Raw genomic sequence first — 12520 nt, forward strand, 5'->3', positions numbered from 1 at the left:
ATCATCGGGATACGTTCAACATATCTAACAAAGATAGAAATAATCATGGCGGCATAGTTCAACTCTTCAGGTGCACCAAGTCGGGACTTTTTCGTTACTGCATGATAAATTTTATCCAAATTTATCGTAGAAATAATGGCATCATATTTTTGGGGAGGTGCCATGTCATATAATTCCTGGATGCCAAATAAGCTTGGTTGTCGTATAATGGTCATAAGAAGCACTCCTTCAGTCTTTTTATGGTTTGTTCGTCAACTACCATTATACAAGATTTGGGGAGGTGCTTCTTTTTTTAACTCTCAAAACTGTTGGGAGACATGGGGTTAGAATTATGAAATTCATTCATTCGTTAACGATAATATCTTTTCGATTAAATACTATAAATGAACTTATCAAAAAGATGACGTAATATATAATGAGAATTGTTATAGAGAACGATAAGGAAGTATCTTCAAGTAACATGGAATTATTTTGGTATTGTTGTAAATCTGTATGTGCGAAAAGTAAATATTTAGTAAAAGATTGGTCAGCAAAAAAAGTGACAATCATATTTCCACTGAGCATGAGTACAATAGCCAAAGATATTGCAATTGTACTGTTCTTAAAAATAGTTGATATGGTAAATGCAAGTGTCGCCATCATTATTAAAGGAATTAAATTATAACTATAATTCGAAATAATCATTTTGATTGCATTGAGCTGACCGACGTCCCCATTTCGAAAAGCAACAATTTCTGGATTGATACCTTCAATACCTAGTAAAAAAGCCCCAGTAATAAAGGATGCAAGCTGCATAAATAGAAGTGTAAAGAATGTGAAAATAAGTATTGCGAGATACTTTACTGCCAAAATGGTGCTGCGACTATAAGGTCTAACCATTAAAAGTTTAATCGTGCCCCACTTATACTCATCAGATATTATAGTTGCTCCAATGATGATAGAAAACAAACTGACTATAATCAGCATATCTGCATTATCCAGGACAAATTGCCAGGCCCCATAGTTCATAGGTTTCATATCATTTTCTAAATAAAATTGATTTGTCATGATAGATTCTTGATTAACATCTCTGATAGTTTGCATTCCAGGCATTCCTGAGAATTCTTCAATTTCTTGCACTAAAGTTTTATTTTCTTCTTCTAACTCAACTTTCCAATTCTCTGAGTAGCTTGATTGTGTATTAATTGCAAGGATGGCTCCTCCTGCAATAAAGACAACTAAAAATAGATACATCATCCAAGTTGATTTTCTTTTATATATCTTTAGCATTTCATTAAGAACAAGGTTGAATAGATTTTTAATCAATTGTATTTCCTCCAGTCCATTCAAAAAAACGCTCTTCTAAAGTTGATTTAGTATACGCCACTTCATATATCTTTACGTTATTAACAGTTAACAAATGAATGAGATTAGGTACTTCCTCTTTATTAATATGAAAAATGAGCAAATTATTATCGATTGTATAGTTATATTCATTCAATATTTGTTTTGCTTCATCAATCTGCTGAATTTCAATAGTGACTTTATTTTTTGAGGAATCTTTAATGAGTTCCATCTCACTCAGATTATGTTCAGACACCATTTCTCCATGTTTAATAATTCCAATACGATCACATATTAATTCCATTTCCGATAGAAGATGGCTTGAGATCAAAATTGAAGTGTTATTTTGAAGTGCAATTTTTTTTAAATAATCTCTCATTTCTTTGATTCCTGCAGGATCTAACCCATTTGTGGGCTCATCTAGTATAAGTAAAGACGGATTATGCAGTATAGATTGAGCGATGCCTAATCTTTGTTTCATCCCTAGTGAGTAATTCTTCACTTTCTTATTAATGGAATTAGTGAGTCCAACAATCTCAATCACTTCTTCTATGCGCTTTTTAGATATATTTGGGTACATTCTAGCAAAATGAAAAAGATTTTCCTTTCCTGAAAAGAAAGGATACATGTCAGGCCCTTCAATAATAGTTCCTAAAGTTAACAAAGCTCTTTTTCTTTCTGTACTAATGCTTTTTTCTTTAATAAAAATATCACCACTTGTGATACTTGAAAGTCCAGTAATCATTCTCATTAAAGTGGTTTTTCCAGCACCATTTGGTCCAATTAAACCGTAAATTTCTCCTTTAGGAATTTTAATAGATATGTTTTTTAAAATCTTTTTTCGTTTAATAGCCTTAGTGACATTTTTTATTTCTAATATAGTATTTTCCATTATCTCCTCCGGTAACTGTTCTGACTTCAAAGTATTTATGTAGTGGTATATACTCGACAAAATTTTTATTGATGAAATCAAAAGACTAAAACATGTGTAGAAAAAATACCAACAGCTTTAGTCTTTTGGAATAGAATGATTTATTCATTGATATTCTTATTTTCTAAACTTATGATTTTTTATGTGCATCGCTCTGATTTTTTAGAAAGGTAATGATTGCTGCAATTAGATAAAGTAAAGCTGGTACAATGGGTAAGAGCATCCACCAAAAAACAGCAACAGATCCAATAGCGCCTACCAAAAAAATAAGAGCAGATATCATAGGTTTTTTCTTTAACAGAATTAATGCAACAATACCAATTAGTGAGAAAACTACTAACAAACCTGAATCAAGCGTATAATTAATATCTTCCATAGAATTTACAAACTCTGAAACTTGTTGATCATCTTCATCTTGTGCTACTTCTTCTTGGATGGAGTCACGAAACTCATCATTACTCATCATACTGCCAACTAACATCGTTCCTCCAGCAAGCAGCATAAAACCAATGATTCCAATAATGCCCATAATTTTTATACTACGATTTTTCATCTTTTTCTCCTTAGATTGAATGTTTGACTTATAGATAACTGTTACGTCATCTCCCTCGTTTTTCTATACTACCTTCAACCATTGCTTTAAGAATATTTTCTAAATAGTCTTCCTCTTCTTTTGTCCAAAAGTTTGGTGCTACAAACTCATCATACCCAGCAGAATCTATCTGCTCATTCCAATTTTCTAAGGTTGGAATTGATTCTTCAGGTATTGTTTTCAAAAATATATCTTTCATTTGTATGAGAACCTGCTGTGCTTCTGGTGCGTGAGGGGGTACATCATTTTTTATAAGAGCTTTAACCTCTGCTAAAATCAAAAGCCATTCTTTATCCAATTCCTTACGTTGTTCTGTAGGAATGTTTATTAGGGATTTTCTCAGATCATCTTGAAAGTGCTCCTTTATCCAATCCATTTGTTCATCTTCAAATTCTATTGAGTAAAGTAAAGGGATAAGTGCATTCCAATCTAATGGAATATCATTTTGTAATAAATGGTGAACGCGATCAATCGCTGAAATAGCTCTATCCAACTCCTCTCGTTTATGCACTAAAATCTTTCTTTGAATAGGTAAACTTTTAGTGAAAGTTTCTAAAGTGATCTCTTCAGTAGATAAAATTTTCTTAATTTCTTGTAAAGAATATCCAATGAATTTCAATGATTGGATACGCTGTAAGATAGCTAGTTCTTTCAAACCATATAAACGATGACCACTTTCATTTCTTTCACCAGGGAGGAGAATACCTAATTCCTCATAAAAGCGTAATGTTCTTCTTGAAAGTCCAGTTTTCTCTCCAAATTTTCCGATGGTATACATTATTTATCAGCTCCTTTAAAAGAGAGTATAGGCTATTCCGTAGCGTGAAGTGCAAGGGTTTTATGAAAAATAAAAGAGGAGATAATTATCTGACAGCAATCTCTTCTTGCTAATTTTTGATACACGTTCTGTTAGAACAGTTCTTGTTTCCCTAGAGGTAAGGCTTTTACGAGACCTTTGCTGATTTCCTCAAAGAGCCTGTCATAATAACATCTTTTTCTCTGATATTAGGCATAAGATACATGTCATCTCTATTATTTCCAAGTTAATAAAAAAACTATAGAGTTATTGACGACTTAATCTTTATACCTCCTAAATTAAGACAGAGAAATTAATCTATTTCAGAAATTTTCATCATTTAACAAGTAAATTTGATAAGAAAGATAAGCCGTGGGAGTATATAACTCTAATAATATTTTCTTTTATCTTGATAGTAATTACAGTTTTTACAATTATAATATGTGATAACCCTTTTAACAGATTTTACCTTATCGCACTAATTATAATATTTGCTGTAATTTCTTTATGTACAGCCTGTGTTTTAGAACGTATCTTTAAACGTATATATAAAATAATTATCCATAGTTATCAAAATGATAGAGATGTCGATAAATTTACATTTGAAGATAAAGTAATAGCTATAGTAATTTTTAGTGTAAGTGCACTAACTTTTTTCTCAACACTATTAACGCTAATGATAGGATTATCAGACTTATTATAAATAATTTATATTCAGTGCTTATTTAAAATCTTTAAAGTGCCCTTGATTTGCCCTTAAATTTGGATTTAACAAAGGAATAAACCCTATGACCTTTATAGTCATAGGGTTTATTCCTTTTATATAGTTATTCCCACTCAATCGTCGCAGGTGGTTTATTCGTAATATCATAAACCACTCTGTTAACATGCTTCGACTCGTTCACAATCCGCTTTGAAATCTTGTTCAGCACTTCCCAGTCGATTCTCGCGAATTCACTGGTCATGCCGTCGACGCTTGTCACGGCTCTGATGCCGATGGTATAGTCATACGTCCGGTAATCGCCCATGACGCCGACGGATCTGATGTCTGGAAGTACGGTAAAGTACTGCCAGATGTCTCTTTCGAGTCCTGCTTTACGGATTTCATCTCTTAAAATCCAGTCCGACTCTCTCACGATTTCAAGTTTTTCTTCCGTAATTTCACCCAGTACTCTGATGCCGAGGCCCGGCCCCGGGAATGGCTGTCTCCACACGAGGTGTTCCGCGATGCCGAGTTCGACGCCGAGTTCCCGCACTTCATCTTTGAACAATTTGTTCAGCGGCTCGATGAGTTCGAACTCCATATCTTCCGGCAGTCCGCCGACGTTATGGTGGGACTTGATCGTCGTCGCAGTTTCGGTGCCGGATTCAATGATATCGGTGTACAGTGTGCCCTGTGCCAGGAAGTCAACGTCTTTCAGCTTGCCAGCTTCATCATCGAATACATAGATGAACTCGTTGCCGATGATTTTACGTTTCTGCTCAGGGTCTGAAACGCCTTTTAATTTGTTTAAGAAACGGTCTTTGGCATCAATTTTGATGATGTTCATATTGAATCCTTCGCCAAACTGTTCCATGACCATGTCACCTTCACCTTTACGGAGCAGCCCGTGGTCGACGAATATGCAAGTCAGCTGGTCGCCGATTGCTTTATGCAGAAGGACTGCAGTGACGGATGAATCCACACCGCCGCTCATCGCGCAAAGGACTTTACGGTCGCCGACCTGCTCGCGGATCTTCTCCACTTCGATGTCGATGAAGTTACCCATTGTCCACTCTGCATGGGCACCTGAAATGTCTCTGATGAAGTTTCTCAGGAAATCATCGCCTTTCATGGAGTGTTTGGATTCCGGATGGAACTGCACGCCGTAGAAAGGTTTTTCTTCATGTCTGATCGCTGCAAATTCGCAGTTTTCGGTATGTGCGATTTTAATGAAGCCTTCCGGAATGTCTGTCACTTTATCACTGTGGCTCATCAGCATGGCTTCGTTCTCATTCAGCCCTTTGAAGATATCCACTGATGGATCCAGGACCAGTTCGGTCGTACCGAATTCCCGCCCCGGTGAAGAGACCACTCTGCCGCCGAGTGTATCAACCATCAGCTGCATGCCGTAACAGATGCCGAGCACCGGTATGCCCAGGTTGAAAATCTCAGGGTCCACTCTGTAGGCATCTTCGTCATAGACGCTTTTCGGCCCGCCTGAAAGGATGATGCCTTTCGGGTTCAATTCTTTTATCTCTTCTATTGTAATACTCGGATTGTGCAGCTCACTGTACACACCGAGATCACGGATTCTCCGGGTGATCAGCTGGTTGAACTGACTGCCGAAGTCGATTACCATAATGAGTTCCTGTTCTTTAGCCATTTCCATTTATAAAAATCTCCTATCAAGTAGTATAGTTCGGTGATTCTTTTGTAATCTGAATGTTATGCGGATGGCTCTCCACTAAACTTGCACCGGTGATTCTTATAAACTTGGAATCTTCTCGTAATGCTTCCAGATTTCTGCTGCCTGTGTATCCCATACCTGATTTCAGACCGCCCATCAGCTGATAGATCGTATCTGCAAGCGGTCCTTTGTACTCGGTACGGCCTTCTATACCTTCCGGCACATACTTTTTCGATTCTTTGTCTTCCTGGAAATAACGGTCTTTTGAACCCTGGTCCATTGCACCCATCGAGCCCATGCCCCGGTATGTCTTATAACGCCGGCCCTGGAACATTTCAACTTCACCCGGTGATTCCGTCGTACCTGCAAGCAGGCTTCCGAGCATGATTGCATTACCACCGGCAGCAATTGCTTTTGTGATATCGCCTGACAGTTTGATGCCTCCGTCGGCAATGATTGCCTTGCCTCGTCTGCGTGCTTCCGTCGCAGCGTCATAGACTGCTGTAATCTGAGGCACCCCGACTCCTGTCACAACACGCGTCGTACAGATCGAGCCCGGTCCGATGCCGACTTTGACAACATCCACGCCTGCATCGAACAATGCGGCAGTACCTTCTGCAGTCGCCACATTCCCGGCAATGAGCGTGGTGTCCGGATATTTGTCACGGATATCTTTGATCGCTTCCAGCACGCCCTGTGAATGGCCGTGTGCAGTGTCGATGACCAGTGCATCAACACCTGCTTTCACAAGCTCTTCCGCTCGTTTTTCAGTTTCTTTGGCAATGCCGATTGCTGCAGCGACAAGAAGACGGCCCTGCTCATCTTTTGCCGAATGCGGGAATTCGATCACTTTCTCGATATCTTTGATTGTGATCAATCCCTGCAGAATGTCATTGTCGTCAACGAGAGGCAGTTTTTCTATACGGTGCTTCTGTAAAATCGTACTCGCCTCTTCAAGCGTCGTACCTACAGATCCTGTAATAAGATTATCTTTTGTCATCACATCATCAATCGTCGTCGAATAATCTTCTATAAAACGCAGGTCGCGGTTCGTAATGATGCCGATCAGCTTCTTCTCTTCAGGATTGCTGACGATCGGCACACCTGAAATGCGATACTTCGCCATTAAATGTTCCGCTGCATACACTTCTTCTTCTTTTGTCAGGAAGAATGGATTTTTAATGACACCATTTTCCGACCGCTTCACTTTTTCCACTTCTTCTGACTGGGCTTCGATTGACATATTTTTATGAATGACACCGAGGCCGCCCTGACGTGCAATCGCAATCGCCATGGCTGATTCCGTCACTGTGTCCATGCCTGCGCTCAGCACAGGGATATTCAACCTGATATGTGACGACAGCTGGACGGACAGATCCACATCCTTCGGTAATACTTCGGAATGCCCCGGCTGTAATAACACATCATCAAACGTTAAACCTTCTTTTTCAAACTTACTTTCCCACATCTTATTGCCTCCTGTATTATTGATGATAACCTCCAATAAATGAACATGACGAAGAACAATTAAAGCATCCGATTAATTGTTATCTCATAGTAGGTTTTTTTATGGAAAACCATAGAAACTCACAATCCATATTATTGTGATTATATGAAATAAATAATTATAATATCATAACAAAGTGAACGATAATATACAACTCAATTGTACATGATAACCGGATAAATATCTGTAATATGATGAGTAAAAAATGAACAGTGAGGGTAAATATAAATAATACATCAATTATCGGAGGCAAAGTCTATGAACTACTATGAATTTTTTTCTGATCGTGATGAAGTATTGAAGGAAATTGAAATGTTAAAAACAGATGATTACTTCGAAGAGGACTTTCATCTGCTGGCAGATGAAGATGCAGACCCGGATGAAATGCAGTGGATCAAATATACCGATATCAATTTCCACCCTTATTACGAACAGGCCGAAGGCATAAAATCAATATTCACAGCCAATGAACCGGCAGGCAATTATATTTATGACATCGGACTCTCGGAAGATACGGCCGAGGAATACTTAAACAGGATCAAAGACGGAGAGTTCCTCCTCTACTACAGCGATGAAGCGAAATATACGAGGGAGCAGGATGCCGGAGATACGCCGGGCTCGGAGACCTATTAAATGACGAACGTCCATGCACAACATCATGCATGGACGTTTTTTATTTATGTAACTTTAAGATGACTTTCTTTCCTGTACTGAAAATAACTCGATCAGCTGCTGTTTTGTAATATAAGTCGGTATGCCGATTTTCGGGATGTCGAAGTCTTTGAATTTTATCAGCATCCTGCGGTATATCTCTATATTGAGCGCAGGGTTTTCAATGACTTTCGGCAATTTATTCTTTTCATGCTTTTTCAGGAACCTGTAGTAACTCAAATAATTGTGTTCCTCCACCATATCACTTCTGAAGCCGCCGAAATCAATGATGTACTTTTTCCTTAAAAACTGCTGATCATCATATGTCAAAAATTCAAAGGATGTCTCTATGCAGTGATACATGCGGAGTATGATTTCAACTTCTTCACTGACCTCTTTCGAGATGCCATTGTCCATATGATGGATATGTTCAAATATTTCATCGTACTTGCTTTCAATCCCATTGATGACAATGTCGATATAGTAGTCGTAGTTCATGTAATTTTCACTGCCCTTTTTGTAGCGGTCCCGCCTTTCCATAAGAAGCAGATAGACGAGCAGACGTTCTTCTTTGCGGCTGAGCGGCGGTTTATTGTCGATAGACATCAATATACACCTGCAGGTTTTCCGAAGTCATGAACTGACATGCTTCTTCCCTGCCCCCTCTGCATCAGTACTGTTAAAAACTTCTTATTGTTCATAAGAAATAAACCCCCTTGGTATGTACAAAATCCATTTTAATATGGAAATTTATCTCAATAATAAATGATAAATACATATATGGATATAGGGTTTATTCAACTATTCACTTGTGAATAATTTTCTAATTTGTCCAACAACTCCAAACAATTACCATGCTCGAAAATAATTCGTGTCTTCGCTTTCAAATCTTCGTATTCATCCCATTCTCCCAGCTGACCGTGGGCATTGATCCAAAGACAATAAATGTCACCCATCAAATACGCTGATTCATTCTGGTTCAGCAGATTGATTGCCCTTTTACATTTTAATATGACTTTTCGATACTGGCCGTCCCTAGTGTAGGACGCGATCAGGTTATGAAGTATTTTCATTTCCAGTTTGAAATTCGGCACTTCCAGCCCGTGGCACAACTCTTCTGCATATGCATAATGTTTTAACGATTTCTCGCCGAGATAATACTTCGTATTGCCTATGGCCATATGCAGGTGAGGCAGATAGTCTTTGTACTTGTATTTTTCAGCGATATGGAGAGCATACTCCAACAATGTGTTTGAAGTCACAAAGTCCTTTCTGCTTATGGCCACCAGGCCAAAATGCCACTTCATGTACATCTTGACTTTGGCTGACGGCTCTTCTGTCACATGGCTGAATTCTGCCATCAGCTTTTCCATCATGTTATAATCACGCGCGTCCCTCGCCTCGTCCAGCCTGCTGAAAAATATATTTTCCTGAATCGACTCTTCCTGTGCCAGCAGATCATTGACCGATAAATTCAGCCGCCCCAAAATCTGGTTCACTGTCAGAAATGATAAATTCAGATTATTGCTTTCCAGCCTCGATAAAGTCGACTGTGAACAGATGTCGTCGCACAGCCTTTTTTGTGAATACCCCTGTCTTCTTCTTTCCCGTCTGATTCTGTCCCCTATTGTTGTCAATATGCTGCCCCCTTAAAGTAATAATTCAATCATATTATGATTATCATCCGTGTCAATATAAACTTTCGTTTCTGTTTATTATTATTTTGAAGGGGTATCTTTTTAGTAACAATAAATATATGGATATTGAATGATATTTAATATGGAGGGTTACTATGGGACAGTTTGAAAGCTTTAAAAGTGAACAGGAATTAGTCGGCCGCATCGAACGCCTGCGGGCTGACGGTGTACACGATAATGACATTACAGTATTCTCAAAAGAGTCTTTGGAAGGCACTTCACTGAACTACACAGGCGTCAATTTTAAAAATGCCGATGGGTCCGCGTGGGACAGATTCGTCTCTCTTTTCACGTCGGATGAACCTGAGGAAAGGGCACTGGCGAATCTTGATTTAAATGACTCGGAGAAACAGGATTATATCACTTCGCTGCAGGCGGGAGATATTCTGCTCCACGTCAATGAAGTCGCTTTAGGTGAATCAGACAAAATGGGCAGTGATGAAGAGGAAGCATCCCGTTATGACAGCAATGACAATAATGTCGGCGGTGCCGCACATGAAAAGCAGGCTGTCGGTGAAGAAGACAACCCGGGGGTGGCAGACACTTCCGCCGAGACAGAAAGCATGGGCTCGACGTTCAGTGCTGGAGAAAAACTCGACGAGAGCGATTCCGGGCCGACAACACGTGCAGAACTCGACAGAAACTATGAAGCACGTGAAGTTGACAGCATCAATGAACTGGATGATGACGAAGAACAGAGCGGACGCATCGTCGATGCAGAACCGAACGTGGAATACGGCGCCGGCGAAACAGGCGATCCTGAAAATAAGGAGTTCGAAGGCACGATGAGAGCCGAGGACCGTGAGTCCGGCACTGCAGAAGCAAGCGGCCGTGTCGTCGATACCGAACCGAACGTGGAATACGGCACCGGTGAAACAGGCGATCCTGAAGATAAAGAGTTCGAAGGCACGATGAGAGCCGAAGATCGTGAGTCCGGCACTGCACAAGCAAGCGGACGTGTCGTCGATACCGAGCCGAACGTGGAATACGGCGCAGAGGCTCCGGCGGACCATGAGGATAAAGATTTCGAAGGCACAATGCGGGCAGAAGACTACGGAGATAACAGAGACCCGGCAGAAGACAGAATCAACGTGGCTGACGACAAAGTCGACGTTTCAAATTACGGTTATGGTGACACCGAAAATGTGGACCCCATCGATGAGGATGACGATGATGACATCGAGAGAAAGAAAGCCGCTATGGATCAGCAATATTACAGTAAAAAGAACGACAACACCAAAAATGAACCGGACAGACGAAATTTCAATATATAATGATTGATTATTTCCCTCTTGATGAGAATCAAGGGGGATTTTTAATATGGATAAGACCTTGGTTCAAACGGACTAAGGTCTTTTATTTTCCCCATATTTAACTTTCTTGTACATTTCCCTGAACTTTTCCCTGCTGAAGATGACCGGCACCGGATAGTCCGGATTTGCTTCATCAAATGAATACCCGACCATTTCCTCAATGTCCGCTTCTTCAATTTCAGAGATGCGGTCACCGATGCCGAGTGCTTCATTTAAATCCCGGATGCTCTGGATGAATTTCCGGGCCTTGTCGCTGTTAGTATCGCCATGTTCAGTTATACCGGCACAGTCGGCAAGCTTTGCAAGGTCAGGATGGACGGTTTCGCCATACTCTTCCAACACATACGGCATAATGATCGCATTGGCCTCTCCGTGAGTCACTGGATATCTGGCACCGATCTGGTGAGCCATCGCGTGGATATTGCCGACATATCCGCGGGTGAATGCACGTCCTGCAAGATATGCTGCGTAAAGCATATTCTTTCTGGCGGTAATATTCTCTCCATTATTGTAAGCTTTTTTGATATTTTGATAAATCAGCCCGACCGCTGTTTCTGACATATTTCTCGTTTCCGCCGTATTGCTCAAGTTCGTATAGGACTCGATAATATGGCTGAGGGCATCCATTCCCGTATGTGCAGTGATCTCGGCCGGCAGACCGGTTGTAAGAGATGCATCAAGCACAGCGATTTCCGGCCGCAGCACCATATCCGACACCGCATATTTCATGAGGTTTTCACTGTCGGTGATCACTGTTGCGATCGTTCCTTCGCTTCCCGTACCTGCAGTCGTCGGCACTGCAATGACCGGCGGCAGTTTTTTGCGGATTTTCATCAGTCCCTGATACTTTTTAATGTTTTTCGTCCCTGTACCGATGACTGCTGCAGCCCCCTTCGCGCTATCGAGCGGAGAGCCGCCGCCGAATCCGATAATCGCGTCACATCGGTTTTTATTATAAAGATTCGCCGCTTCGTATATATTCACATCCGTCGGATTCGCCACTGTTCCATCGTAAATAAAGTACTTGATACCCTGGGCGTTCAGCCCGGCCAGTAAATAATCGAGGAGCCCGGTCTCCCGGATCCCCTCATCTGTGATGATGAGCACTTTATTATAATTTTTAGCTTTTAAAGTGTCCGGAAGTATTTTAAGTATCCCCTCTCCGTGAAGAAGGAGCGGCGGCGTCCAGTTCAGTACTTTTGACAGATGCTTCATCGTTTTTTGATACGCTCTGGCATATGTTTTGAATAATTTGAAGTGCACTCTATCACCTTCACTGTTTTAGATGACTCTTCCCTGAACCGGATGTTTCTTAACATC

At 40.4% G+C, this 12520-nt stretch carries 11 protein-coding genes, 1 pseudogene and 1 riboswitch; of the genes and pseudogenes, 2 read left to right on the forward strand and 10 right to left on the reverse strand.

Annotated elements, in window-relative coordinates:
* The 7 genes and pseudogenes from BLR15_RS08745 to guaB form a co-directional block, all read right to left on the reverse strand.
* A pseudogene (locus BLR15_RS08745) lies at positions 1-215 on the reverse strand (IS5/IS1182 family transposase); the annotation flags it as partial.
* Positions 216-342: 127 nt separating this feature from the next.
* Complete coding sequence (locus BLR15_RS08750; RefSeq protein ID WP_245696713.1) at positions 343-1305, reverse strand: ABC transporter permease; 963 nt, start codon at positions 1303-1305, stop codon at positions 343-345.
* Positions 1298-2215, reverse strand: coding sequence for an ABC transporter ATP-binding protein (locus BLR15_RS08755; RefSeq protein WP_092986653.1), 918 nt, complete (start codon positions 2213-2215; stop codon positions 1298-1300). Before BLR15_RS08755 ends, BLR15_RS08750 begins: the two co-directional genes overlap by 8 nt.
* Before the next feature lie 169 nt (positions 2216-2384).
* Positions 2385-2807, reverse strand: a complete 423-nt coding sequence (locus BLR15_RS08760) for a DUF4064 domain-containing protein (RefSeq protein ID WP_092986655.1) — start codon at positions 2805-2807, stop codon at positions 2385-2387.
* 46 nt (positions 2808-2853) lie between these two features.
* Positions 2854-3624 carry a MerR family transcriptional regulator gene (locus tag BLR15_RS08765; protein WP_092986657.1) on the reverse strand — a complete coding sequence of 257 codons (771 nt, stop codon included), beginning with the start codon at positions 3622-3624 and terminating at the stop codon, positions 2854-2856.
* A gap of 845 nt (positions 3625-4469) precedes the next feature.
* Positions 4470-6014, reverse strand: coding sequence for a glutamine-hydrolyzing GMP synthase (gene guaA / locus BLR15_RS08770; RefSeq protein ID WP_092986659.1), 1545 nt, complete (start codon positions 6012-6014; stop codon positions 4470-4472).
* 16 nt (positions 6015-6030) lie between these two features.
* Entirely contained in the window at positions 6031-7500 is a 1470-nt protein-coding gene (gene guaB / locus BLR15_RS08775; protein ID WP_092986661.1) for an IMP dehydrogenase, read from the reverse strand.
* A 67-nt stretch (positions 7501-7567) separates the two neighbouring features.
* A riboswitch (purine riboswitch) is annotated at positions 7568-7668 on the reverse strand.
* A 129-nt stretch (positions 7669-7797) separates the two neighbouring features.
* Here guaB and BLR15_RS08780 point away from each other — a divergent pair.
* Positions 7798-8172: a general stress protein gene (locus BLR15_RS08780; RefSeq protein ID WP_092986663.1), complete on the forward strand. Its 375-nt coding sequence runs from the start codon at positions 7798-7800 to the stop codon at positions 8170-8172.
* A 54-nt stretch (positions 8173-8226) separates the two neighbouring features.
* On the opposite strand, the gene BLR15_RS08785 is transcribed toward BLR15_RS08780, so the two are convergent.
* Both BLR15_RS08785 and BLR15_RS08790 read right to left on the reverse strand, forming a co-directional pair.
* Positions 8227-8796 carry a YfbU family protein gene (locus BLR15_RS08785; protein WP_092986665.1) on the reverse strand — a complete coding sequence of 190 codons (570 nt, stop codon included), beginning with the start codon at positions 8794-8796 and terminating at the stop codon, positions 8227-8229.
* 191 nt (positions 8797-8987) lie between these two features.
* Positions 8988-9827: a helix-turn-helix domain-containing protein gene (locus tag BLR15_RS08790; RefSeq protein WP_092986667.1), complete on the reverse strand. Its 840-nt coding sequence runs from the start codon at positions 9825-9827 to the stop codon at positions 8988-8990.
* A gap of 155 nt (positions 9828-9982) precedes the next feature.
* On the opposite strand from BLR15_RS08790, the gene BLR15_RS08795 reads away from it, so the two are divergent.
* Positions 9983-11161, forward strand: a complete 1179-nt coding sequence (locus BLR15_RS08795) for a general stress protein (RefSeq protein ID WP_092986669.1) — start codon at positions 9983-9985, stop codon at positions 11159-11161.
* A 72-nt stretch (positions 11162-11233) separates the two neighbouring features.
* Here BLR15_RS08795 and BLR15_RS08800 read toward each other — a convergent pair whose 3' ends face one another.
* Positions 11234-12463 carry an iron-containing alcohol dehydrogenase gene (locus tag BLR15_RS08800; RefSeq protein WP_245696715.1) on the reverse strand — a complete coding sequence of 410 codons (1230 nt, stop codon included), beginning with the start codon at positions 12461-12463 and terminating at the stop codon, positions 11234-11236.
* Between the last annotated feature and the right edge of the window lie 57 nt (positions 12464-12520).

Source organism: Lacicoccus qingdaonensis (genome assembly GCF_900101075.1).
Lineage (GTDB): Bacteria > Bacillota > Bacilli > Staphylococcales > Salinicoccaceae > Lacicoccus > Lacicoccus qingdaonensis.